The 25,225-nt window shown below is 58.6% G+C and carries 22 protein-coding genes; 11 read left to right on the top strand and 11 right to left on the bottom strand.

Translation table 11 applies throughout. The features are described 5' to 3' along the window. Window positions 1–6 precede the first annotated feature (6 nt). Window positions 7–408, bottom strand: a complete 402-nt coding sequence (locus DNI29_RS09300) for a DUF6960 family protein (RefSeq protein ID WP_123823168.1) — start codon at window positions 406–408, stop codon at window positions 7–9. A gap of 282 nt (window positions 409–690) precedes the next feature. Here DNI29_RS09300 and DNI29_RS09295 point away from each other — a divergent pair, with 282 nt between their 5' ends. The 10 genes from DNI29_RS09295 (at window position 691) to trpS (ending at window position 11,090) form a co-directional block, all read left to right on the top strand. Beyond that, the gene (locus DNI29_RS09295) at window positions 691–1,380 is read left to right on the top strand and encodes a DUF421 domain-containing protein (protein WP_110977835.1); all 690 of its coding nucleotides are present in this window, start codon (window positions 691–693) and stop codon (window positions 1,378–1,380) included. Window positions 1,381–1,465: 85 nt separating this feature from the next. Further along, the gene (locus DNI29_RS09290) at window positions 1,466–2,173 is read left to right on the top strand and encodes a DUF421 domain-containing protein (RefSeq protein WP_110977834.1); all 708 of its coding nucleotides are present in this window, start codon (window positions 1,466–1,468) and stop codon (window positions 2,171–2,173) included. A gap of 121 nt (window positions 2,174–2,294) precedes the next feature. After that, window positions 2,295–4,112 carry an alpha-amylase family glycosyl hydrolase gene (locus DNI29_RS09285; RefSeq protein WP_238388055.1) on the top strand — a complete coding sequence of 606 codons (1,818 nt, stop codon included), beginning with the start codon at window positions 2,295–2,297 and terminating at the stop codon, window positions 4,110–4,112. 162 nt (window positions 4,113–4,274) lie between these two features. Beyond that, the gene (locus DNI29_RS09280) at window positions 4,275–6,113 is read left to right on the top strand and encodes a glycosyltransferase (RefSeq protein WP_110977833.1); all 1,839 of its coding nucleotides are present in this window, start codon (window positions 4,275–4,277) and stop codon (window positions 6,111–6,113) included. Between the two features lie 98 nt (window positions 6,114–6,211). Further along, window positions 6,212–7,063, top strand: coding sequence for a DUF4198 domain-containing protein (locus DNI29_RS09275; protein WP_110977832.1), 852 nt, complete (start codon window positions 6,212–6,214; stop codon window positions 7,061–7,063). Between the two features lie 98 nt (window positions 7,064–7,161). Then, the gene (locus tag DNI29_RS09270; RefSeq protein WP_044002696.1) at window positions 7,162–7,536 is read left to right on the top strand and encodes an STAS domain-containing protein; all 375 of its coding nucleotides are present in this window, start codon (window positions 7,162–7,164) and stop codon (window positions 7,534–7,536) included. Window positions 7,537–7,698: 162 nt separating this feature from the next. Beyond that, window positions 7,699–8,616, top strand: coding sequence for a ribonuclease Z (locus DNI29_RS09265; RefSeq protein WP_110977831.1), 918 nt, complete (start codon window positions 7,699–7,701; stop codon window positions 8,614–8,616). Window positions 8,617–8,700: 84 nt separating this feature from the next. After that, complete coding sequence (locus tag DNI29_RS09260) at window positions 8,701–9,450, top strand: queuosine precursor transporter (RefSeq protein ID WP_110977830.1); 750 nt, start codon at window positions 8,701–8,703, stop codon at window positions 9,448–9,450. Between the two features lie 65 nt (window positions 9,451–9,515). After that, complete coding sequence (locus tag DNI29_RS09255) at window positions 9,516–10,103, top strand: hypothetical protein (protein WP_123823167.1); 588 nt, start codon at window positions 9,516–9,518, stop codon at window positions 10,101–10,103. Between the two features lie 9 nt (window positions 10,104–10,112). Then, window positions 10,113–11,090, top strand: coding sequence for a tryptophan--tRNA ligase (trpS, locus tag DNI29_RS09250; protein ID WP_110977828.1), 978 nt, complete (start codon window positions 10,113–10,115; stop codon window positions 11,088–11,090). Window positions 11,091–11,314: 224 nt separating this feature from the next. On the opposite strand, the gene DNI29_RS09245 is transcribed toward trpS, so the two are convergent. From DNI29_RS09245 to DNI29_RS09225, 4 genes are all read right to left on the bottom strand, one after another. Beyond that, window positions 11,315–12,154, bottom strand: a complete 840-nt coding sequence (locus tag DNI29_RS09245) for a hypothetical protein (protein WP_238388054.1) — start codon at window positions 12,152–12,154, stop codon at window positions 11,315–11,317. 407 nt (window positions 12,155–12,561) lie between these two features. Beyond that, on the bottom strand, window positions 12,562–13,701 hold the full coding sequence (locus DNI29_RS09235; RefSeq protein ID WP_110977826.1) for a CaiB/BaiF CoA transferase family protein: 1,140 nt from the start codon (window positions 13,699–13,701) through the stop codon (window positions 12,562–12,564). An 11-nt stretch (window positions 13,702–13,712) separates the two neighbouring features. Next, window positions 13,713–14,009 (bottom strand): P-loop NTPase family protein, encoded by a 297-nt coding sequence (locus tag DNI29_RS09230; RefSeq protein WP_123823166.1) that lies wholly within the window; start codon window positions 14,007–14,009, stop codon window positions 13,713–13,715. 43 nt (window positions 14,010–14,052) lie between these two features. Beyond that, window positions 14,053–14,793, bottom strand: coding sequence for a class I SAM-dependent methyltransferase (locus tag DNI29_RS09225; protein WP_110977824.1), 741 nt, complete (start codon window positions 14,791–14,793; stop codon window positions 14,053–14,055). A gap of 111 nt (window positions 14,794–14,904) precedes the next feature. Here DNI29_RS09225 and DNI29_RS09220 point away from each other — a divergent pair, with 111 nt between their 5' ends. Then, window positions 14,905–15,915 carry a Gfo/Idh/MocA family oxidoreductase gene (locus tag DNI29_RS09220; protein WP_110977823.1) on the top strand — a complete coding sequence of 337 codons (1,011 nt, stop codon included), beginning with the start codon at window positions 14,905–14,907 and terminating at the stop codon, window positions 15,913–15,915. A gap of 155 nt (window positions 15,916–16,070) precedes the next feature. Here the strand turns inward: DNI29_RS09220 and DNI29_RS09215 are convergent, their stop codons facing one another. From DNI29_RS09215 to kdpA, 6 genes are all read right to left on the bottom strand, one after another. After that, on the bottom strand, window positions 16,071–17,867 hold the full coding sequence (locus DNI29_RS09215; RefSeq protein WP_110977822.1) for a HAMP domain-containing sensor histidine kinase: 1,797 nt from the start codon (window positions 17,865–17,867) through the stop codon (window positions 16,071–16,073). A gap of 42 nt (window positions 17,868–17,909) precedes the next feature. Further along, a complete protein-coding gene (locus DNI29_RS09210) occupies window positions 17,910–19,076 on the bottom strand; it encodes a sensor protein KdpD (RefSeq protein ID WP_317048748.1) in 1,167 nt (388 codons plus the stop codon). A 201-nt stretch (window positions 19,077–19,277) separates the two neighbouring features. Further along, window positions 19,278–20,408: a porin gene (locus tag DNI29_RS09205; RefSeq protein ID WP_162303562.1), complete on the bottom strand. Its 1,131-nt coding sequence runs from the start codon at window positions 20,406–20,408 to the stop codon at window positions 19,278–19,280. 118 nt (window positions 20,409–20,526) lie between these two features. Next, a complete protein-coding gene (gene kdpC, locus DNI29_RS09200; RefSeq protein ID WP_110977820.1) occupies window positions 20,527–21,087 on the bottom strand; it encodes a potassium-transporting ATPase subunit KdpC in 561 nt (186 codons plus the stop codon). Window positions 21,088–21,301: 214 nt separating this feature from the next. Further along, the gene (gene kdpB, locus DNI29_RS09195; protein ID WP_110977819.1) at window positions 21,302–23,347 is read right to left on the bottom strand and encodes a potassium-transporting ATPase subunit KdpB; all 2,046 of its coding nucleotides are present in this window, start codon (window positions 23,345–23,347) and stop codon (window positions 21,302–21,304) included. A 117-nt stretch (window positions 23,348–23,464) separates the two neighbouring features. Next, window positions 23,465–25,165, bottom strand: coding sequence for a potassium-transporting ATPase subunit KdpA (kdpA, locus tag DNI29_RS09190; RefSeq protein ID WP_110977818.1), 1,701 nt, complete (start codon window positions 25,163–25,165; stop codon window positions 23,465–23,467). Window positions 25,166–25,225 lie beyond the last annotated feature (60 nt).

Below are 25,225 nucleotides of genomic sequence, written 5' to 3'. Positions count from 1 at the left end.
TGGCACTTACACCAGCCGCAGTTCCTCGGCCTCAAAAATGCGCTTGATTTTGCGCTTTTTCTCTACCAGCTGAAAGCGGAAGGTATCGGTGGATTCCTGATAGAACACGTCGGAAATGAGACCTTGGTGGGGGGCACGGCCCGGCTCGGGCTGCACCTCGCCTACCACATCGCCGAAGCTGAAGGGCGGCTTCACGTACAGCTCCCGGAACAGCTCCCGGCTTACTTTAAACTGCTGCTCATCGTAGCGCAGCGAAATCCAGTCTTCGGTTTCATCAATCTTCTCGAAGACTTTGCCCAGCGGCTCCAACCACTCAAACGAGCGGCGGTTGGCCGGGTGCACATAGCTGAAGCCGTATTCCGTAGTCCAGGGATACAAGCCGTAAATAACAGGTTTGGGTCGGGGCACGAGGTAGGAAACGTAGGGTACTAAAAACAAACGAAGGCCGGTAAGCAACCCCACGCCGGGAGCGGCAAAACAGCAGGCCAATACGCAGTAACCATCAGTTAGTCAGTAGCTCGCAAAAGCACTGACTACGTATTGTACCGAATTTATACGGTAGCAATTTCTGGCTTTTCAGTATAACTACCAGTCTTTCCTCTTCGTTCAGCAGGGCTTAGCAGCTTCAGTTATCTGGGGCTCTTGGCATTAGCTTCTTTTTTAGAACGCAGATAAGGCTCCGGCAGATTTATGAAGAAAGAAGACATCCACCTCGACGACTGGAAACGCATTTTGTTTGGCGATGCCCCCGCCGAGTTTGCCTTGGAAGTACTGGTTCGCACCCTACTCATCTACTTCATTTTTCTGCTGGTATTGCGCCTGATGGGCAAGCGCATGAACTCCCAGCTGACCATCACGGAGCTGGCCGTAATGGTGACCTTGGGTGCCATTGTAGCCGTGCCCATGCAGATTCCGAACCGGGGTTTGCTGCCGGCCGTGGTGCTGCTGCTGGTGGTGCTGTTTATGCAGCGCGGCCTCAACTGGTGGGCCCTGCGGCGCCGCAAGGTTGAGCTCACCCTGCAGGGCGATGTAACCATTCTGGCCAAAGACGGGGTGCTGCTGATGGATAAGCTCAAGGCCGAGCGGGTATCGCATGAACAGCTCTACGCCCAGCTGCGCGGCAAGAAAATTACCCACCTCGGCGAGGTGAAACGGGTGTACATGGAGGCCGATGGGCTGTTCAGCATTTATAAGCGCAAGAAGCCGGGCCCCGGCCTCTCGGTGCTGCCAGAGCAGGACGAAAATCTCCGCGAGGCCCAGCAAAAAGTACCAGACCAGAAGGTATGCAACTACTGCGGCTACCTGGCTACTGCTACTGACCACGCCGGCAACCAATGCCCCAAATGTGGCCACGCCGAGTGGGTGGCCGCCGTGCAGTAAGCTTGCCATACCCCCCTCTTACTAATTAACCTGTTGCCCAACCCCGGCCCGGTTGCTACCCTCGCTGGTGCCCTAACCCTGTCTTATGAAACCCGAGGACTTTCACTTATTTGAGCCGCTTCGCTTTTTTCTGGGCGACGTGCCGTGGAGCTTTCTGCTGGAAACCTTCCTGCGGGGCATCTTTTTCTACATCCTGCTGCTGGTGTCGATGCGCCTGATGGGCAAGCGAATGGGCGCTCAGCTCAGCCGCAACGAAATGGCCGCCCTCACGTCGTTGGCAGCGGCCATCGGGGTACCCATTCAGGCGCCCGACCGGGGCTTGGTGCCGCCCTTGGTTATTGCCTTAGTCATTATTGTGGGCCAGCGCTTTATTGCCGCCCGTACTCTCAAAAGCAAAAAGTTTGAGGAAGTAACCCAGGATGACATTGCCATTATGGTGGAAGACGGCCGCCTGAACCTGGACAAAATGGAGGAAGTAGTGCTACCCCAGGAGCGCCTGTTTGCCAAGCTCCGCTCCGAAAGCATTGAGCATCTGGGCCAGGTGAAGCGCCTCTACATGGAAGCCAACGGCAATTTCACGCTGCTGCTGCAAGACCCGCCCCAACCCGGCCTCACGCTTATTCCGGACTGGGACGAGGAGTACATCCAGCAGCAGAAAAGAAGTTCTGATACCTTCGCCTGCCTGCGCTGCGGCCAACTGGAGCGCAGCCCCAAGGAGCCGGCGCACGCCTGCCCCCGCTGCCAGCACCAGCGCTGGACTACGGCCGTAACGGAAGCGGCCGCGCAGGAATAGCCCGTTTCAAGGGGGTAGCAAATACCGGAGGGCACGCTGTAGGACGGGTGGTTATAACCTAACTGCCGTGCTAGCAGTATTAGCGGTTGTCGAGCTTCTTGCTCTTTTCTACTGACAACCAATGCCTGAAACTGACTCCCCTTCTGCTCCTGTGCTGCAAGCCGGCATGGGCGCGCTTCCGCACGAAAACGGTACCACGTTCCGCGTATGGGCTCCGGCCGCCACCGCTGTAGCCTTGGTAGGTCCTTTCAACGACTGGGATTCTACTACCCACCCTCTCACCCTCGAAGCCGACGGCTACTGGTCCGCCGACTTCCCTGACTTGGGTCCTGGTACCGAGTACAAATTTCACCTCACTACCCCCACCGGCGAGCTGGAGCGCAATGATCCCTACGCCCGCGAAGTCACGCACTCGGCGGGCAACTCGGTGGTGCCCGACCCCATGTTTGATTGGGAAGACGACGCATTTCAGATGCCGGCCTGGAATGAGCTGGTAATTTATGAGCTGCACGTAGGCACCTTCCATGCCCCTGACCCTACCCGCCCCGGCAACTTCTACGACGCTATAGAAAAGCTCGATTACCTGGAAAACCTGGGCATAAATGCCGTGGAGATTATGCCGGCCACGGAGTTTCCGGGCAGCCTTTCGTGGGGCTACAACCCCGCCCACCCCTTCGCCATCGAAACCGATTACGGCGGGGCTGTTGCGTTCAAAGAATTTATCAAAGCAGCCCACCGCCGCGGCATTGCTGTTATTCTGGACGTAGTGTACAACCACTTCGGCCCCGGCGACCTGGACCTGTGGCAGTTTGACGGCTGGAGCGAAAACGACGGCGGCGGCATCTATTTCTACAACGACTGGCGCGCTGAAACGCCCTGGGGCCACAACCGCCCTGACTATGGCCGCGACGCCGTGCGCCGCTACATCCGCGACAACGCCCTGATGTGGCTAGAAGAATACCGCGTGGATGGCCTGCGCTGCGACGCTATTGCCCACATTCGCAACGTGGATGGCACCTCCGATGCCTCCCGCGACCTGCCCGAGGGCTGGAGCCTGATGCGCTGGATCAATGAGGAAATTCGGGCCGCTATGCCCTGGAAAATCACCATTGCCGAAGACCTGCTGGGCAACGAATACATTACCCGCGCCCCGGAACACGATGGGCAGGGCTTCTCGGCCCAGTGGGATGCTGGCTTCGTGTACCCCATCCGGGACGCGCTAGTTACCCCCGAAGACGCCGGCCGCAACATGGAATCCGTGGCCAATGCCATCCGCAACGTGTACAACGGCGACGCCTTCCAGCGCGTCATCTACACCGAGTCGCATGATGAGGTAGCCAACGGCAAGGCCCGCGTGACGGAGGAAATCATGCCTGGCAACGCGGCCTCCTGGTTCCCGAAGAAACGCTCGACGTTGGGCGCGGCCCTGGTGTTCACTGCTCCTGGCATCCCGATGATTTTTCAGGGCCAAACCATGCTGGCCGACGGCTCTTTCTCCGACGACCAGCCCCTGGATTGGAGTCGGGCCGAAACTCATGCCGGCCTGGTGCGCCTGTACAAAGACCTGATTGGACTGCGGCGCAACTTAAGCGGCCACACCCGCGGCCTACTGGGCCAGAGCGTGGATATTTCGCACCTCAACAACGAAGACAAGATTCTGGCCTTTATCCGCCGCGACCAGGGCGGCCCCGGCGACACCACTGTGGTGCTCTGCAACTTCGCCGACCGTGCCCACCCGGCCTACACCATTGGTCTGCCCCGCGGCGGCCACTGGCGCGTGCGCTTCAACTCCGATTGGGAAGGCTACGACCAGGAGTTTGGCAACTTTGAAAGCATGGATACCCAGGCCGAAGACGGTGTGTACGACGACCAGCCCTTCCACGGCACCTTTGGGCTGGCCCCCTATTCCGTACTGATTATCTCGCAGGAGCCCGAATAAACCCGCTTTGGCTTGCTGCCCTGTGGGGTTTGGCCGCGCGATGTGCCCGTACAAGGCAGATTGCACGGCCAAACCCCACATTTTTTTGCTTCTCGCGTAGGAATAGGCTAGCCAAACACGCCCGGAAACCTATCTTGCCCCCTCTCGCCCAATTCCCACTCTATGCAAGTTCCCGTTCCTACCCCCGTCCCTATTGCCCCTGATGCGCTGCTTGTAGAAGTAGCCTGGGAGGTTTGCAATCAGGTAGGAGGCATCTACACCGTTATTCGCAGCAAAGTACCTGCCACCGTGCAAGGCTGGGACGACCGATATTGCCTGCTGGGCCCCTACTTCGCCAACCAGGCCCAGGGCGAGTTTGAGCCCTTTGACGACCAGCAACTGGCGGCTCTCAATGACCCGTTTGCCGGAGCTGTGCGCCAGATGCGCCAGCAGGGCTATGATGTATGCATGGGCATTTGGCTGGTAACCGGTCGGCCCCGCGTGGTGCTCATCAACCCCTTCCAGGCCTACCCCCGCCTGGGGCAGATAAAGGCTGACCTCTGGAATTATCACCACATCCCTACCCCCGACAACGACGACCTGCTCCACCAGGTAGTGGCCTTTGGCGAGCTGGCGAAAACGTTTCTGGAAATCCTGACCGCCGAGGTGGTGCCGCCCCAACGGCTAATAGCCCACTTCCATGAGTGGATGACAGGGGTAGCCATTCCGGGCCTGCGCCGCGACCAAGTGCCGGTGCACCTGGTGTTTACCACCCACGCCACCCTGCTAGGCCGTTACTTGGCCATGAACGACCCCAACTTCTATGACCACCTCATGCAGGTTGACTGGAACGCGGAGGCCCGACATTTCAACATTGAGCCAGCCGTAACCATGGAGCGGGCCGCCGCCCACGGGGCTCATGTATTCACCACCGTGAGCGAGCTGACGGTGCGGGAGTGTATTTATCTGCTCGACCGGATTCCGGATGCGGTACTGCCCAACGGCCTCAACATTGAGCGGTTTGTGGCCCTACACGAGTTCCAGAACCTGCACCAGCAATACAAGACCAAGATTCACGAGTTCGTGATGGCGCACTTTTTCCAGAGCTACTCGTTTGATCTGGATAACACGCTGTACCTGTTCACAAGCGGGCGCTACGAGTACCACAACAAGGGTTTCGACCTGACACTGGAGGCCCTGGCCCGCCTCAATTACCGCCTGCAGCAGAGTGGCCTCGAAGGACAGGTGGTCATGTTCTTTATCACGAAGCGCCCCTTCCACAGCATCAACCCCCAGGTTCTGCAGAGCCGCGCCATTCTGGACGAGGTACACGCTACCTGCGAGGCTATTGAGCGCCAAGTAGGCGAGCGTCTATTCTACGCCGCTTCCGCCAGCACCGACTACCGCCTGCCCGACCTCGATGCCCTGGTAGATGACTATTGGAAACTGCGCTACCGCCGTACCCTGCAGAGCTGGAAAACCAGCACCCTACCCCCCGTCATCACCCACAACCTGGTGGATGATGCCGGCGACGATATCCTGAACTTCCTGCGCCGCGCCAACTTGGTCAACAACAAACACGACCGGGTAAAAATCGTGTATCACCCTGATTTCGTGTCGCCTACTTCTCCGCTGTTTGGCATGGAGTACGGGCAGTTTGTACGGGGCTGCCACTTGGGCATCTTCCCGAGCTACTACGAGCCCTGGGGCTACACCCCGCTGGAGTGCGTGGCCCGCGGCGTGCCGGCCATTACCTCCGACCTCTCCGGCTTCGGCGACTATGTAATGCAAACCGTGCCCCAGCACGAAGACAAAGGCATTTTTGTGGTACAGCGCCAGGAAAAGAGCTTCGATGAGGCCGCCGAGGAGCTGACCGATATGCTTTGGCAGTTTGTGCAGCTCAACCGCCGCGAGCGAATCATGCAGCGCAACAACGTAGAAAGCTCCGCCGAACTCTTCGACTGGAAAAACCTGCGGGTGCACTATGACCGCGCCTACCAATTAGCCCTGGAGCGGCAGTAGAAATCGACTGTTACTTATTTGTAAAGCCTGGTACTCTCACGAGAGTACCAGGCTTTTTCTGTTCGTTCTATAGATTGTGTTTTTATTAATTGTGCTTTATGTGCGCGTTAGCTACCCTCCGTCAACTGACGATTTATGCTGCTATTAGTCTGCTTGCGGGCACGGCCGTAGCCCGCGAATTTTGGTTGGAGCCTGCCCGCTTTTTTCTGGAGCCCGGCGCGGCTGTGCATCTGCGGCGGCTTTCGGGCGAGGCATTTGTGGGCCGGCCCTGGTCGGGCACCAGCAAGCGGCTGGTGCGCTTTCAGCACAACGCTCCCGGCCAGCCTCCCGCCGATTTGCTCCCCCTTGTAACCGCCGCTGATACCCTGGCTACTACCCTTATTTTCCGGCAGCCCGGCACCCACTTGGTTTCGCTTCTGACCAATGAAGCCTTGCTAACCCTACCCCCTGCCGAGTTCCAAACCTACCTGCGGGAGCAAGGAATGGAACAGGCTCTGGCCTTGCGGGAGCAGCGCAAAGAAAATATGTTGCCTGGGCGTGAGGCATATCGGCGGTGCGCCAAAACCTTATTGCAGGTTGGCCGTACCGGCAGTTCCGATAGTACACGAACCTGGGCGCGGCCCGTGGGGCTACCCCTGGAGCTCGTTCCGGAACAAAATCCCTATACCCTACCCCTCAACGGCGCCCTAACCCTCCGGCTGCTTGCTGATGGCCGCCCTCTGGCAGGCCAACTGGTAACGTTGTGGCGGCGCGGGGCTACCCCTCAGCCCCTCGTCAGCAAACTTCGCAGTAACCAAAATGGCCGGGTGCTGTTTCGTATAATAGCTCCTGGTGAGTACCTTGTCGGCGCCGTGCAGATGGTGGCCGCCCCACCCGGGCAGGCCGCCGACTGGCGCAGCACCTGGACCACCCTGACCTTCGCAGTAGGTTCGCAAAAGTGGCCTAAATGAAGCTCTACCGCAGTTTTTCAGCACTTTGTTAGCAAAGTCTGCCCAAATAGTTTTTTTGTTACCTTCGCAACTCCCATAACCACCGAACGACCTGCGGTATGAAGTACTCAATAGATAAAAAGGAGACCTACACGATTATCACGATTGACGAGAAAAAGCTCGACACTACAGTTGCGCCGGATCTGAAATCGGAGTTCGTGAAGCTGAATGCAGAAGGCATCAACAACCTAATTCTGGACCTGAGCAACGTAAAATACACCGATTCGTCGGGACTGAGCTCTATCCTCATTGCCAACCGTTTGTGCAATTCTACCGGTGGCCTGCTCGTGCTAACCGGCCTGCAAGACCACGTGATGAAGCTCATCACCATCAGCAAGCTGGAGTCGGTTCTGCACATTCTGCCTACGGTAGAGGAAGGCATTGACCGCATTTTTCTGCACGCCATTGAGCGCGACCTGACCAGCAAAGAGTAAGCTTTTTTGAGCTGTTGGCTGTTGGCTGTTAGCTGTTAGTTTTCGAGCTAATGGCTATCGGCCAGCAGCTTTTTCTTTTCCGGCAGCAGACATTTTGGGCCGCCTGCCGCTTTCTTTCACTAACCGGGCTGCCAGCCACCCGCTGGCAGCCAGTAGCTGATTTTGGAGTTCGAGCTGAAAATTCTGGGCAGTGCCTCCGCTACCCCGTTCATGGACCGCCACCATACGGCGCAGGTCCTGACGGTGGGCAACACGCCCTACCTCATTGATTGTGGCGAAGACACCCAGCGCCGGCTGATGGAGCACAAAATCCGGCACCAGCGCATCCAAACCATTTTCATCAGCCACCTCCACGGCGACCATTTTTTCGGGCTTTTCGGACTGCTCGGCACCATGCACCTCAATGGTCGTACCGAGCCCCTGCGCCTGTTCGGCCCGCCCGGCCTCGATGAGGTGCTCACCACGCAGTTCCGGCACTCCTACACTCACCTGAGCTTCGAGCTGGAATTCACGCCCGTTGATACCACCCAGTACGTGCAGGTGTTCGAGGATAAAAACCTGACGGTGCATACGCTGCCCATGCGCCACCGCATTCCGTGCTGCGGCTATCTGTTCCGGGAGAAGCCCAAGCGCCGTCGGCTGCTGCCGGAACTGCTGCCCGCGGGCCTCACCCCCCAACAGCTGAACGCCCTCACCCTCGGCGACGATGTGCGCGATGAGCAGGGCCAGCTGCTGATTCAGAACCACAGCGTAACCCTGGAGCCCAAGCACGCCCGTAGCTACGCCTACTGCTCCGATACTCTTTATACCGAAAGCCTGGCCGACCTGGTGCACGGCGTGGATCTACTCTACCACGAGGCTACTTTCTTGGATGATTTGCGCGACCGGGCCCTGGTGACGCACCATTCTACGGCCCGCCAGGCGGGGCTACTGGCCCGCCGCGCCGAGGTGCACCGCCTACTAATCGGGCACTTTTCCAGCCGCTACCGCGACCTGCTCCCGCTGCTGGCCGAAGCCAAAACCATGTTCGAGTGGACGGAGCTGGCCGTGGAAGGCCTCAGCGTAAGCGTGGCTGAATAACCCTAGCGCCTGCTTACTGGTTTGAGGTTGCGCCCCCGGCTGGGGGTAGCATTTTTCCGCTCCGCACCCGTCTTCTCCCCTCCTATGGCCTCCACGTTTACCCAAAAGAAACAGCAGCTTTATCTTGTCCTCAGCGGTATTTTCATTGTGAATGCGCTGCTGGCAGAAATTATCGGGGTCAAGATTTTCTCGGTGGATGCGCTGCTGGGCCTGCCCGGCAACCTGACGGCAGGCGTCATTATTTGGCCCGTGGTGTTCATTACCACCGATATTATCAATGAGTATTTCGGGCGGCAAGGCGTGCTGCGCGTGAGCTTTCTCACGGTAGGCCTGATTCTGTATGCCTTCCTTGTCATTCTGGCTACTACCAAGCTGCCCCCGGCTCAGTTCTGGCTCGATGTCAACAGCAAAGACGCTCAGGGGCGGCCATTCAACATTGAGTTTGCTTATCAGAGTATTTTCCGCCAGGGCTTGGGCATTATCATCGGCTCCATCGCGGCCTTTATTATTGGGCAGGTGCTGGATGCCTCGGTGTTTCAGTGGTTCAGAAGGGTAGCAGGCGGGCGCTATGTGTGGCTACGGGCCACCGGTTCTACACTCATTTCCCAGCTCGTCGATTCCTTCGTGGTTTTGTTCGTGGCATTCTACGTGTTCGGCAACTGGACATTTGACCAAGTGCTGAGCGTGGCAAACACCAATTACTGGTATAAATTCGCGGCGGCCATTCTGCTCACACCGGTGCTATATCTAGCCCACTTTCTCATCGACCGCTACCTAGGGAAAGAGGAAACCGTGGAGCTACAGCAGGAAGCCGCCGCTGATGTAAGCGTGTAGCTACTCTTAATTACCTTACGGTTTTAAGTTTTCATCATACTCGAATAAACTACTATTCTTTTTCCATGCGTCTTCTCTACGTATGCCTTGCTGTTCTATTGCCTTCAGCATGTTTGGCACAACGCGAATTTACCCCCGGTTCCTACGAGTTACTTGACGGCACTAAAGGCGAGGGCGAACTTAAATACTCATCAGGAATGGGTGCTGAGTTAATCTTAAAAACGAATGAGAAAAAAGGCAAATCGTCTTTTTCTCCCAAACAGGTGAAATCATTCAAAGTCTCCAATAGGCTTTTTGTTCCTGTTTATGATTTCGAATTGAACAATGGCATGCCTTTGACGCCAAAATATCATATTAAACAAGACTTTGCCGAGGTGTTGGACACTGGTAAAGTAGAGCTTTTGAAGTACACACTTTTGGTGGGCAACATGAAGGATAAGTATAGCCGAGGTCAATATGTCGGCCTTTTACTTATTCGTCGGCGTGGAGAACAGCTAGTCAGTATCCCTCTAGTTGATAAAAAAGCTCGCCCTATACTTTCCTCTTTTGTCAAAGATCGTCCTGACATAGTAAGCTTTATCAATCAAGAGGCTCTAGATGAGGATAAGATCCGTGCTATCGTTCAGGAATACAATTCAGGTCAAATTAAATAACCTACCTCAATGTCCCGCATTCTTACCGGCATCCAAAGCACTGGCCGCCCGCACTTGGGCAACCTGCTCGGCGCCATTCTTCCGGCCATTGAACTGTCGCAGCAAAGTGCCAACGAGTCGCTGCTGTTTATTGCTGATTTGCACTCGCTGACCACCGTGCGCGACGCCGAAACGCTGCGCCAGAACACCTACGCGGTAGCAGCAGCTTGGCTGGCCTGCGGCTTCGATACGGAGAAGAACCTGTTCTACCGCCAGTCGGATGTACCGCAGGTAACGGAGCTGGCCTGGTACCTCTCGTGCTTCACGCCCTACCCCATGCTGGCGAATGCACACTCGTTCAAGGACAAAAGCAACCGCCTCTCCGACGTGAATGCGGGCCTGTTCACGTATCCCGTGCTCATGGCGGCCGACATTCTGCTCTACGACGTGGATTTTGTGCCCGTGGGCAAGGATCAGGTTCAGCACCTGGAAATTACCCGCGACATTGCCTCGGCCTTCAACAACCGCTATGGTGAAACCTTCGTGCTGCCCCAGGCCCGCACCGACGAGCGGGTGATGATAGTGCCCGGCCTCGATGGGCAGAAGATGAGCAAGAGCTACGGCAACATCATCGACATCTTCGTGGATGACAAGACCCTGCTCAAAACCATCCGCAGCATCGTATCGGACAGCACTCCGCTGGAGGACCCCAAAAACCCCGATACCGATACCACTTTTAAGCTCTACTCTCTGCTGGCCTCACCCGCCGAGGTGGAAGAAATGCGCCAGAACTACCTGCGCGGCGGCTACGGCTACGGCCACGCCAAAACTGCCTTGTACGAGCTGGTTCGCACCCGTTTTGCTCAGGAGCGGGAGCAGTTTGCCTACTATATGAGCAACCTGCCTGAAATTGACCGCAAGCTGGCCGAAGGTGCCCACAAAGCCCAGGAATACGGCACCACCGTCCTCAATAAAGTACGCGAGAAAGTGGGGTACTCAGTGCGGTAAGCCGTAAACTGGTGAGTCTGACACTCAACCAAGCCTACTAATCGGCAGCCTTCCTACCCCCAGTAATCAAACAAATCCCCCGCGGGGCGCACCTATCGTTGAACAATAGGTGTCGCCCCGCGGGGCATTATTAGTATTTGCCCTAAGCTTATTTATTAATATTTCGCTCTTACATGATTTTAGCAGGAAGCTTATGCCACTAGAGCAGCAAACTCGTAGCGCCCCTAGTACGGTAGGCCGTCGATGCTGATGGGAGACTGTTCGTGGGAGAAGCTAAAGCCAACTTTGCGGGCCCGACTGACCTGTTGGTTTTCCAGCTTCTGCTTCACGTTGATTTTCTGAATGTCATCGAGCGGGGGTGCAATCAGGTCGTTATTGACGGCGGCAATCATAGCGCTTTCCACAAAGAGCTTAAGCGCCTCTTCAGTTATCTTATTGTCTGACATATCGTTATCAGGCAACTCCAGCTGCTGCACGCCTTCCAGGAAATAGTGATTATCAATGTTGACGAGCAAGCGGCCTACCAGGTAGCCAGGGTCGTTCATGCGCTGGTATTTGATGCTGTCGGCCATGAAGTTGTAGGCCATCATGTGCCCGAAGAACCGGCGCCGGAAATCATCTTGCACGTACTGGGTGGCCATGGGGCCATAATCTTCGGGGAAGGTAACGATGTTGGAGTGCAGCACGAACACCAGCAGGTCGCCGGAGAAGCGGATGTGAAACTCCATTTCATTTACCGGCCGGTACTCAATCACCACCGTCGAATCGACGGGCGTAATCTTGCGGCTCAACTCTACGACCAACTCCTGCGACACTTTCCGCAGCATGTCGAAGGTAGCCAGCGTGTTGCGGTAAATGGCCTGCTTAGTGGATGACTTCTGTTTCAGGCCTTCGAAAATCTGGTCGAGGCGGTCTTCGGGGGTAGGGCCAGGCTCGCCGGGCGCGTGGGTCGGCTGACCATCGGTGTTGGGGCTGCCCGTGGTGGTAGCTGGTGCGCCAAGGGCGGCATCGTTTAGCTGCACGGGCGCAATGGGGGCGGACGTAGTATGAGGCGTATCTTCCATGAAAAAGCAAATCAGCGGCGGTATTACCCAGCACGGAGGTGGAAAAACAGCTGCACGAATCGGCAACCTTTCGGCTGGTATCTACGCAAATTTCAGGGGTAGGAGTTTACTCAGCGGCCGATTCGATTTCGTGCGTACTCCTATTGCCCAGATGAATTTCACCCAGCATATCAATCCGCAGTATCTCTCGCTAAGGATATGATGGGTGGTCAAATAAGTGAGTTATCATGCAGAAGCACAACTGAAGCATTTCGCGTTGCATGATGATGCCAGATTTCCATTGCCACGTCAGCAGGCGAGACGTCTTGACAAGTTTGGCGTGACGGCTTGGGGGAAGCGCGCAAGATGCTCCGCCTGCGGCCCTACCTGGCGTTCTACCATGAACCTCCGGCGTACCTTACTGCTTATTAGGGTGCACTACCCAGCGCAGGCGGGGGTAGCAACTGGTCGGCAACCGGCCAGGCGTTGCTGCGGAACGCCACCGTGCGCAAACCCGCATGTGGAAACTCCGGGGTAGGCGGTAGCAGCATCGGGGCAGCTGTTTCCTGCTGTAGGGCCTCCCCTACCGTCCGGACGGCGCCAGCAGGCACTAGCCGCCGCTCTAGCTCCGCGAGCAACTCGGTGCCAGCTACCTCCGCAATGCGCTGGTGCAACAGTTCCTCCAATGCAACGCGGTGCGCTACCCGGTCGGTGTTAGTGTGAAAGCGCGCGTCGGTGGCCCACTCAGGGCGCTCTAACACTGCGCACAGCTGCTGAAACTGCCGGTCGGCACCTACTGCCAGCAACAAGCGCACTCCGTCGGCGGCAGTGTACACGGTGCCATAGGGCACGATGCTCGGGTGGCCGGAGCCCAGGGGCTGAGGGTCGTGGCCCGTGACGAGGTAGGTAGCTGCCTGATTGGCCAAGGAAGCCAGCGCGCTGCTCCAGAGCGAAACCTGCACCAAGGCACCACGGCCGGTTTTTTCGCGCTGGTAGAGGGCTGTCAGCAAGCCTTCTTTCAGTTGGTGCGCCGTAAGCAGATCAACCAGCGCCACCGGCATTTTCTGAGGCTCATGACCCCTGCTGGGAGCATTGAGGTGCATAAAGCCCGTTTCAGCCTGCAGCACCGCATCGTAGCCAGCCCGACTGGCATCGGGCCCGTAGCCGGTGATGTGGCCGTACAGCAGGCGCGGATTCAGGGCCGATAAAGCGGCATAATCTACTTGCAGCTTCTCGGCGTCGCCGGGCTTATAGCTAGCCAGCACGATGTCGGCGGTGGCCGCAAGGCGGTGCACTTCGGCGCGGCCGGCAGGGGTAGTCAAATCAAGCACCTTACTGGTTTTGCCCCAGTTGGCGCAGCTGAAATACGCTGAAACAGGTCCGTCAGCAGCTTCGGCAGGGGTGCGCCAGGTACGGGTTACGTCGCCGGCCGGAGCTTCAATTTTCAGCACCTCGGCACCTAATTCCGCCAGAAACTGCCCTACCTGCGGACCAGCCAGCACCGAGGCCAGTTCCAGCACCTGTAAGCCGCTGAGGGGTAGTAATTGGGGCGAAACAGCAGTAGACATAGAGCGCAGAATCAGTTCGCAAGATAACCCCGGTCGCGCAAGGCGGGCAGAGGGTTTGGCGGGAGTTGATCCAGCCGGCCGCCGTGCAGCAGGTATACCACGTCGCAGAGGGGTAGTACTTTGACGTAGCGGTGGTCGGTGAGCAGGATGCCCTTGCGCGCTTTTGTCTGCCGGATAAGGTCGGCCAGCTGTTCAATATGGACGGGCATCACCCCGGTAAAAGGCTCATCAAACAAGGAAAAGTAGGTGTGGGCGTGCAGCACAGAGCGGTAGAATAACGCCAGAGCCTTCAGATACAAGACTATCAATAGGCGAGAACGGATACGCAAGCGCAAGGCCATCCGAACCGGATTATTCCTTCCGCCCCAGCCGCGCAAAAACTGGAAACTCTATGGGCCGCTCGCCGGGGCCCCACAGTCGGGTCAGTTCCTCGGCAATGAGCGAAACCGGGTCGTGGCCATGTTGCTTCTCATACTTTACCACGCTCGACCAGGTGCGCAGGTAGTTCAGAAACCACTCTGCCGACCACTGCCGCCGCACCGCGAACCGGGCCTGCTGCACTCCGACAAACGGGAAGGGTAGGCGGGCGTACTCGTCGTCGATGTGCCAGCGGTTTTCATCCCAGTAGGGCCGCATGGTGCCGGCGTAAAACTCCCGGATCAGCGGGTTCAGCTCCGGACCTACCTGCACCAGCCCATAACCCCACTCGGCCACTACCCCACCGGGCCGCAGCAAACGCCGGACTTCCTCATTGAAAGCCTCCATATCAAACCAGTGCAGGGCCTGGGCCACGGTTATCAGGTCGAAATAGCTCTCCGGAAAAGGTGTGTGCTCGGCGGCCGACGGTTGGTAGGTGACATTCGACCGGGACGGGGCCTGAGCCAGTTGAGACGTGCTCAGGTCGGTGGCTTCTACCTGCTGGAAGTGCTCGGCCAGCACCAGCGCCACTTGGCCGTTGCCGGTAGCGCAGTCCCAGGCACGTTCGTGCTGGGGCACCTGCGGTAGCAGCCATTGGTACAACTCCGCGGGGTAGTCGATGCGGTAGCGGGCGTAGAGTTCAGCTTGGGACGAGAAACGGTCGAGGGTGGGCATCGGGATCTGGAAGTTTGTGCGTTTGTTTGTGAAGTGACAGGCTTATGGTCCTGCTTACGGCTTTTCGGCGGGCGTTGCCGTACTGCTATTCACCGTCCTACCCCTTTTCTTATGCGCAATCCTATCCAAACCGGCCTCTTGGCGTTCGGCATGTCAGGCCGCATTTTTCACGCGCCTTTTATTGCTACCCACCCGGGCTTTCAACTGCGAGCCGTGGTAGAACGAAGCCGTAAGCAAGTGGCCGACTTCTACCCCGACGTTATCAGCTACGACAGCGTAGATGAGCTGCTGGCCGATCCGGAACTGGAGCTGGTCATCATCAACACGCCCAACAATACCCATTTTCAACTGGCCTGCCAAGCCCTACGCGCAGGCAAGCATGTGCTCATCGAAAAGCCCGTAGCTACCACGGTGGCCGAGCTGGATGAGTTGGTGCAACTGGCTCAGGAGCGCAACCTGCACGTATTGGCCTACCAGAACCGCCGCTGGGACAGTGACTTTCAGCTGGTGCGGGAGGTAGTGGAGAGCCGGCAGCTGGGCCGAATTACCGAAGTGCATTTCCGCTTTGATCGGTACAAGACGGCGCTCAACGCCAAGGTGTTCAAGGAAGACCCCGCTACCCCCGGCAGCGGCCTCAGCTACGACCTGGGCCCCCATGTGCTGGACCAGGCCCTGAGCTTGTTTGGGCGGCCCGAGCGCGTACACAAAACCCTGAGCTGCAACCGGCCCAAGTCGCGGGTAAACGATTATTTCCACTTCCACCTCGCCTATCCTGGTGGTCTGAACGTGTTCGTGACGGGTAGCCTGCTGACGGCCGCCCCGGTGCCTGCCTACGTGCTGCACGGCACCCAAGGCTCCTTCCAGAAACAGCGCACCGATGTGCAGGAAACCCAACTCGACCAAGGCCTATTGCCTACCGATGCCGCCTACGGCCTGGATAGCAGCGAAGGTGAGCTGACCGTAGTAGCCGAAACCGGCGAGAAATCCGTGACCACTCTTGCCGCTCTGCGTGGTAACTACCCCGGTTTGTTTGAAGCAGTGTACCAAACGCTGATTAACGACGCCCCCTACCCCATCCGGATTGAGGAATTACGCTGGCAGTTGGAAATTCTGGCTGGGTAGCGTGGAGTAGTACATCAGCCGTTAGCCAAAGTAACTGTCATTCCGAGCTGGTCGAGGAATCTCGCGTGCTAACGTTGCAATGGTAACCTCAACGTCAGCACGCGAGATTCCTCGACCAGCTCGGAATGACAGTCATAAAAGAGGGTCACAGCAACTCAACCTGCCACCGGCAGCGTGAAGCTGAAGGTGCTGCCGCTGCCCAACTCACTTTCTACCCACAACTGCCCGCCTTGGCTGCCAATAAACTCGCGGGCTATACTCAACCCCAGACCCGAGCCGCCTTTGTAGCCGTTTTTGTCGGGAATTTGCACAAAGCGCTGGAAGATTTTTTCCTGATACTGCGGGGCAATGCCGGGGCCGTTGTCCTGCACGCTGATGCGGACCTGGGGCTGAGCCTCAGTGGTAAGAGCCGCCCGAATACGGATTTGCGCCTGCTCCGGGGAGTAACGAATGGCGTTGGCCAGCAGGTTAAGCAGCACCCAGGTCGTTTTCTCGATATCGGCGCGCACGGGGGGTAGGGTGTCGGCAATCTGGATGTCGAGGGTGAGTTGCTTGGGCTGAAGCTGCAGCTGAATAGTATCGGCGGCAAACTGCACGACTTCCATCACGCGGGCCGCCTGGAAGTTGAGCTGGATGTTGCCCGATTCCAGCCTCGACACGTCAATAAGCTCTCCTACCAGCCGCAGCAGGCGCTGGTTTTCCTGCTTGATGGTGGCCAGAATGTTCTGCTGCTCCTCATTCACGGGGCCTACCTTGCCGTTTTGCAGCAGCTTCAAACTGAAGTTGATGCTGGACAAGGGCGTTTTTAGCTCGTGCGACACCGTAGCCAGGAAGTTCGACTTAGCCTGGTCCAGCTTCTTATACTCCGACACGTTGCGCAGCGTCAGGATAGAACCCACGAACTCCATCTTGTCCAGGGCCTCGTTGAAACTCACCACATCATTCACGCTGACGCGGTAGTAGGCTTCCTCGTCGTGCTGGGCCAGGGTGAGCACGGGGGCCGCTTCGGTGGGGCGCTGGGCGGCGGGGGTATCCAGGTGGCGCAGCAGCTCCCGGAACAGGTCGTTTTGCTGGGCTATTTCCTCGGCGGGGCGGTTTACGAGTTGCTCGGGAGGTAGGGCCAGGAGCTGCTGAGCCACGGGGTTTGCCAAAATCAGGCGGCGGTTTTCATCCACCAGTAGCAGGCCTTCATCGAGGTTATTAACGAGGCTGACCATGCGGTTGCGCTCGGCCAGCAGCTGGGCCAGCGTGGAGGTGCGGTAGTCCTGCAGCTGCACCAGCAGGCGGTTAAAGGCCCGCGCCACGCCCCCAAACTCGTCGTGACTTTCCACCGGAATGGAGTTGGAGTAATCCTGGTGGGTAGCGTTTTCGATGCTGGCTGACAGCTTGCGCAGCCCACTCACGGCTGCCTCGGGCACGCTCAGCACAAACAACAGGCAGGTCAGGACTGCAAACGTGAGCAGAGCCAGCACATAGGTCGACTGCCTGGAAGCCAATTGGTTGGCGGCTTCGTTTTTGCGCGTCAGGGCCTGGGTGTTCAGGTCGATGATATCGTAGGTCAGCTGCCGCATGGGTCCGGTTATGGCCGTTACCGGCGCGGGCGCATCGGTGCCGCGGCGGGCGGCTCCCTGGTACTCCTGCAGTTGAATCAGGCGCTGCTGCAGCTTGTCAACCAGTTCTTGTTCGCCGGGCTCCGTCACGTTGCCAGCCTCCCGCAAAAAAGCTCGGTTGAACTGCCCCATCCCCACCGTATCCGTCGGTGGCAGCCGCTCTACCCGGTCGAGAGCCCGCAACAGTTGCTGGCCCAATTCTACGGAGTACAGGTTGTCCTGCAACACGTTGCGGGCGCTGCGGTCCAGGCGGTTGAGCGAGTACAACGTAAACGCACTAACGCCCAGCAGCAGCAGCAGCATGGTCAGAAAAGCCAGCGTGATTTTGGTTTTGAGGTTCATGAGCGGGTAGCGGGGTAGTAAAAGACAGTTGGCAAGGTCCGGTCAGTAAGTCACCAGAAACAGGTCGAGGTCAGTATCGGTCTGGGCTACGGCTCGGATCAGGGAGGTAGTAATACCGCGGTGAGTCAGGCGCTGCCACCAGCTTTTTTCCCGCGTCACGCCGCAAATGAGCAAGCTGGCGCGCTTTTCCTGGGCCACGCGCAATATCTCTGCCACCACCTCATCCGACTTCACCCGCAGAATCTGGCCGCCCAACTCGGTAGCCAGTTGCAAATTGCGCAGCAAGTGCCGCTGGGTGGCCAGCCCCACCCGGTCGGCCGATTCGGGGGCGGTTTGCACGTAGAGCACGTACCAGGTGGCTGTACCCAGACGGTCGGCGAGGCGGGAGGTTTTGCGGATAATTTCGCGGGCGGCCGGGGCATTGGAGTTGATGCAGGCCAGCAGCCGGTCGTGGTTGCGGCGCAGGGCCGGCACGGCTGCCGCGCCCGTATCAATCTGCCGGCTGAGCTGCCCGGCTACTTCCCGCAACGCCAACTCGCGCAGTTGCAGCAAGTTTTCGGGCTGAAAGAAGTTGCGCAACGCCGTGGGCACCTTCTGCGGGTCGTAGATTTTGCCTTCCTCCAGGCGGGCCCGCAGCTCGGGCACGGTCAGGTCCACGTTTACTACCTCGTCGGCCAGCTTTAACAGCTGGTCGGGCACTCGCTCGGCCACGTCCTGGCCCGTAATACGCAGCACCTGGTCGTGGAGGCTTTCCAGGTGCTGAATATTGACGGCGGTAATCACGGAAATGCCCGCCCGCACCAGCTGCTCCACGTCCTGCCAGCGCTTTTCGTTCTCGGAGCCGGGCACGTTGGTGTGGGCTAGCTCATCGACCACCACCACCGACGGCCGGCGCTGCAGAATGGCTGCCACGTCCATTTCTTCCAGCATGCGGCCTTTATAGAAGATGTTTTTGCGCTTGATCAGGGGCAAGTCCTGCAACTGGGCCACGGTACCGGCCCGCCCGTGCGTTTCCACGTAGCCCAGCACCACATCCACCCCGTGCTGGCGCAACTCCTGGGCCTCCTGCAGCATGCGGTAGGTTTTTCCTACCCCCGCGGCCAGCCCAATGTACACCTTCAGCCGCCCGCGCCGCGGCTCCTGCACCAGCCGCAGAAACCGCTCCGCCGATTGGTCGCGTAGCTGAGAGTCATCGTTGGAAGGCATCATATAGGGTAGCGTTGCGGGGGTATTTGTGCTCGATAGTGTTCTTGCGGCAAACCGTCTGTCATGCTTGATCTGGCGTCCGCGCAGCCGAAGCATCTCTACCGCTTCGTCCTCACGTCGGGAATTAGCCAGAGGTAAAGATGCTTCCGCTCCGCGGACGCCAGATCAAGCATGACACGTCCTCTATCATTTTCTCGCCCAACTCTAAAAAGACAGGGCGATGCTGCTGGTCAGGTTGCCGTAGGAGTTGGTGGGCTGGCCGTTGCGGTCGATAAGGAAATCGTGGCCGGAGTGGAACACGCGTCCTTCCACCCGAAACGCCACGTTGCTGTTGGGCAGGTAGTCGAGGTTGAGGGAGGCAGCTTTTACCTTGAAGTCGACATCCGTGGCGGCCGGTGAAATGGAGGAAATGATGACGCCATGGTCGGCGTTGTAGTACTCAGCGCGGGCCGTGGCCGACCACTTATCGGCTAGCTTGTAGCGAACGAAGGCGGCACCGGTGTGCCAAGTATCCGCTTTGCTGCCGCGGGCGGCCTGCTCCTGATTGCCTACGTCGAATACGCCGGCCACGCTCAGGCGCTCGGTAGCGGCGTAGCTCACATAGAAATCGTGGAAGTAGCGGCGGCGCTTCTGCAGGTCCTGGGGTTGCTCGTTGCCATAGAAGGTACTGCTGTTGATGAGCAGCTTCTCAGTAGGCTTCCACTGAATTTGGGTGCCCACGGCCTTTTTCTGATTGGTTTCCCGGATGTTCTGCCAGCCGTTGAGCACCAGGGCCGTCAGGGTTAGCTTGGGGTCCACTTCGTAGGTGAACCGGGCCCCGGCCTCGTAGTAGGGCGAGTTTTCGGCCATCAGGGACCTAGTCAGCGTCCAGTTGTCTTTGCTGATGGCCGACTCGAAGCCGATATGGGAGCCGAAAATACCCACGTCGAGCCAGGCCTTCCGGAACGGCCGGAAACCTGCGTACGCCTCGTAGATGTGGCGCAGCACCGGGTCCTCGGCGGCGTAGTTGGCCGAAACGTAGGTACCGGCGTGCAGGCCCAGGGCCCCGCGCACCTGTCCGTTGTCGTAGCGCAGGCCCAGGATGGCGTTGTTCACCGTAAACTCGTTCTGGCGGTCATGGGAATACAGGAAACCGGGCCGGTCGTTGGTAGCGGCGTGCTTGAGGTCGTAGCCGTAGTAGCCATCCACAAACCCGTACGTCGTGAAGGGATTGGTAACGGGCGTGGCCGGTGCCTCGGTGGGCGTCACCACCGTATCGGCCGCAACGGGGGTGGTTTGGGCGGTAGCGGCCGCGCTGCACAGCAGGCCGAGGGTAAGCAGGGAAATAGATTTCATGGGGAGGAGAGCACTGCCTGTTAGCAGAATATTGCTCAAAAAGAGACGTAGAGAAATAGGTGTCTGGGATACGTTGCTACCCCCAAACAAAGGCATAAACCCTGGAGGGGCCCAACGCTTAGCGGCTGCTCAGCTCATCCAGCGCCACATTCAGGCGCAACACATTTACCCGGTCGGGGCCCAGCAGGCTATGCTGGGTGTGCTGGGCTACCAGGGCCTGCACTTTGGCCGCATCGAGTTGGCGGGCACGGGCCACGCGGGCTACCTGCACGGCGGCACCCGCCGGTGAGAGGTGCGGATCGAGGCCGGAGCCGGAGGCGGTAATCAGCTCGGCAGGCACTTGGGCTTTGGCTACGCCGGGGTTCTGGAGCAGAAACGTATCGAGGCGGGCTTGCACCGTGGCCTGGTACTCGGGGTTGCTAGGGCCTTTGTTGGAGCCCGCCGAGCCGGTCGAGTTGTAGTCTACCGCCGAGGGACGCGCCCAGAAGTACTCCGGCCGGGTAAATTTCTGGCCCACATTATCGTAGCCTACCACGCGGCCCCGGTGGCTAATGGTTTCGCCCTGGCCGCTATTTGGGGCCAACTGCGCGCCGGCCCATACCAGCGCCGGATAAATCAGGCAGCAGACAACCAGGAGTACAAGGGTCAGGCGGAAAGCGGGAAGCAGGTGTTGTTTCATTGAATTAGAAGCGAGAAAGCTAAGGCTAGAGTTAGTTCCCCTCCTCAGATGAGGAGGGGTTAGGGGTGGTTGATAATCGTTGAACAATACCCCGGGCGACACAGACGCGAGTCGTTCTAATGTCAGTCAACCACCCCAGCGTCGGCTGCGCCGCCGCGTCCCCACGCCGCTTGATGCGCGGAATCAGCTGAGCAGGGCAGTTTTGTTCTGACTGTTATAAAAACAGCCCTACCAGCAGGTCAATAACTTTGATGCCGATGAAGGGGACGATGACGCCGCCCAGGCCATACACCAGCAGGTTGCGGCGTAGCAAAGCCGAAGCACCGATGGGTTTGTAGGCTACCCCGCGCAGGGCCAGCGGTACCAGCAGCGGAATGATAATGGCGTTGAAAATCACGGCCGAGAGAATGGCCGACTGCGGCGACTTCAGGCCCATGATATTCAGTGCGCCCAGGCTCGGAATGGCGACCATGAATAGGGCCGGCACGATGGCAAAGTACTTGGCTACGTCGTTGGCGATGCTGAACGTGGTGAGCGTGCCGCGGGTCATGAGCAGCTGCTTTCCGATTTCGACTACCTCAATGAGCTTGGTGGGGTCGTTGTCGAGGTCCACCATGTTGCCGGCTTCCTTGGCGGCTTGGGTACCCGAGTTCATGGCTACTCCCACGTCGGCCTGGGCCAGGGCGGGCGCGTCGTTGGTGCCGTCGCCCATCATGGCCACCAGCTTGCCCTCCTGCTGCTCGCGGCGGATGTAGGTCATCTTGTCCTCGGGCTTGGCTTCGGCAATAAAGTCATCGACGCCGGCTTTTTCGGCAATAAAGCGGGCCGTGAGCGGGTTGTCGCCGGTTACCATCACGGTTTTGATGCCCATTTTGCGCAGGCGCTCAAACCGCTCCTGAATGCCGGGCTTGATGATGTCCTGCAACTCTACTACGCCCAGCACCTGGTCGTTTTCACTGACTACCAGCGGGGTGCCGCCATTGCTGGCAATGGCCTCCACGCGCTGGGTGGTTTCCTGGGGGAAGGGTTGGTTGGCACGGTTGGCGAGCTGGCGGATAGCATCGGAAGCTCCTTTGCGCAGGCGTGTTCCATCCGGCAGCGTCACGCCGGAGCTGCGGGTTTCGGCCGTGAACTTGATTAGCTCAGCGCCCTGCAACCGGCGCTGAAGCGCGGCAGAATCAGAGCGGCGGGTTTCAGCAGCCAGCTCCACAATGCTTTTTCCCTCGGGAGTTTCATCGGTGAGCGAAGCTAGGGTAGCCGCCTCCACCAAATGGGCCTCGGTAATACCAGGCGCGGGCCAGAAGTGGGTGGCTTTGCGGTTGCCGATGGTAATGGTGCCGGTTTTATCTAGGAGCAGCACGTCGATGTCGCCGGCCGTTTCTACGGCCTTACCACTTTTGGTGATGACGTTGGCGCGCAGGGCGCGGTCCATGCCCGCAATGCCAATGGCCGAAAGCAGCCCGCCAATGGTGGTCGGAATCAGGCACACGAACAGGGCAATAAAGGAGGCAATGGCAATGGGCGTGTTGGCGTAGGCGGCGAAGGGCTGCAAGGTCACGCACACAATGATGAACACCAGCGTAAAGCCTGCCAGCAGAATAGTAAGGGCAATTTCGTTGGGCGTTTTCTGCCGCGACGCGCCTTCTACCAGGGCAATCATCTTATCCAGAAACGACTCGCCGGGCGCCGTGGTCACCACTACCTTGATGCGGTCCGACAGCACCTTGGTACCGCCCGTCACCGACGACTTGTCGCCGCCGGCCTCCCGAATTACTGGGGCCGATTCGCCCGTAATGGCCGATTCGTCGATGGTAGCCAGGCCTTCAATAATCTCCCCGTCGGTAGGAATGATTTCGCCGGCCTCCACCAGAAATACCTGGCCTTTCTGGAGTTGAGAAGAAGACACTGAAGAGATGTTCCCTTTTTCGTCGATAACGCGGGCCGGGGTTTCTTCGCGGGTTTTGCGCAGACTTTCGGCCTGGGCCTTGCCGCGGGCCTCGGCAATGGCCTCGGCGAAGTTGGCGAACAGCAAGGTCAGAAACAGGACCACAAACACGGTGAAGTTGTAGGCAAAGGAGCCCTGGGCCGCATCGGGCTTCACGAGCAGCCCCAGCGTCACGAGCAGCATCACCACCGTCCCGATTTCCACGGTGAACATCACCGGGTTGCGGAACATCACGCGCGGGTCGAGCTTGACGAAGGCCTGCTTGATAGCCTCCTGCACCAGCGCGGGTTGAAACAAGGATTGAGATTGTGCCATTGTCTATTTTGTCATCCTGAGCCCCAGCGAAGGACCTCTACCGCTTCGTTGCTACCCTTGTTGATTAGCCAGAGGTAGAGGTCCTTCGCTAGGGCTCAGGATGACAGTTGGGGTTGATTAATACAAGGAGAAATGCTCGGCGATGGGCCCGAGTGCCAGAGCGGGGAAGAAGGCCAGCGCGGCAATGATGACGATGACAGCCATAACCATCACGCCGAAGGTGGCCGTGTCGGCAGGCAGGGTGCCGGCGCTTTCGGGCACGTACTTCTTGCGGGCTAGCAAGCCGGCTATAGCCACCGGACCGATGATGGGTAGGAAGCGGGACAGCAGCAGCACTACCCCCGTGCTGATGTTCCACCAGGGTGTGTTGTCGCCGAGTCCTTCGAACCCAGAGCCGTTGTTGGCCGAGGCGGAGGTAAACTCATACAGCATCTCGGAGAAACCGTGGTAGCCGGGGTTGGCCAGCCAGCCGGCGTATTCCGTAGGGTTGCCGGCGTAGAGGTGGGCGGTGAGGGCCGTGCCCGCCAGAATCAGCAGCGGGTGCAGCAGCGTCACGAGGATGGCAATCTTCATCTCGCGGGCCTCAATCTTCTTGCCCAGCAGCTCGGGTGTGCGGCCTACCATCAGGCCGGCAATGAACACGGCAATAATCAGGTAAGCAAAGAAGTTGAGCAGCCCTACCCCGCAGCCCCCGTAAAAGGCGTTGGTCATCATGCCCAGCATCTGGGTCAGCCCGGAAAGCGGCATAAATGAATCGTGCATGGAGTTCACCGAGCCACAGCTGATAACCGTGTTCGTGATGCTCCAGTAGGCCGAAGCCGCCGCGCCAAACCGGATTTCCTTGCCCTCCAGCGCGCCCAGCTCCTGGTTCACGCCCAAGTGACTAATAGCAGGGTTGCCCTGCAGCTCATAGTACACCGTGGGAGCCAGCAGCACCACGAAGCCCACCGTCATGACCCCAAAAATCATCAGGGCCAGCTTGCGGCGGTTCAGGTAGAAGCCCAGAGCAAACACCATGGCCATGGGAATGATAACCAAGGCGATGTTCTCAATAGAGTTGGTGAGGTAGTTGGGGTTTTCGAGGGGGTGAGCCGAGTTGGCTCCGTAGAAACCGCCCCCGTTGGTACCCAGCTCCTTAATAGCCACCATAGCCGCCACCGGCCCGCGCGACACGGCCACGGAGTCGCCCTGCAGGGTCACTAGCTCCTGCTTGCCTTGCAAGGTCATGGGGGTGCCGTTGAAGGCCAGCAGCAAGGCTACCACCAAGGAACCCGGCAGCAGCAGGCGCGTGAGGCTCTTGACGAAGTAGTTATAAAAGTTGCCCAGCTTATCGGTGGCGCGGGTTTGCAGAGCGTTGAACACCACCACGGCCGCGGCAATGCCGGTAGCCGCACTCACAAACTGCAGGAAAGTAATTACCACAATCTGCGAGAGGTAGCTCAGTCCCGACTCGCCGCTGTAGTGCTGCAGGTTGCAGTTTACCAGAAAGGAAATGGCCGTGTTAAACGCCAAGTCCGGGGCCATACTGGGGTTCTGGTCGGGGTTGAGGGGTAGGCTGCCTTGGGTAGACAACACCAGCATAGCCAGCAGAAACCACACAAGGTTAATAGTAAGCAAGGCCACCAAGTGCTGCTGCCAGCTCATTTCGCGGCGGGCATCAATGCCCGAGAGGCGGAAGATGCCGTTTTCTACGGGCCGTAGGAAGTCCAGCAGGTTCTTCTCGCCCTTAAACACCCGGGCCAGGTAGTGGCCCAGCGGCAGGGCTAGCACCAGCGTCAGGAAGTAAATGGCGCCGATGCCGAGTAGTTCGTTGATCATCTTAGTTGAGTTGCGAGTTGCCGGTTGCGAGTTTCAGTCCGTGCCTTGTCTGGCAACTGG

The sequence above is a fragment of the Hymenobacter sediminis genome (genome assembly GCF_003231285.1).
GTDB lineage: Bacteria > Bacteroidota > Bacteroidia > Cytophagales > Hymenobacteraceae > Hymenobacter > Hymenobacter sediminis.
Note: the sequence above shows the minus strand (reverse complement) of the source record. Positions and strands in the feature narration are given on the sequence as shown.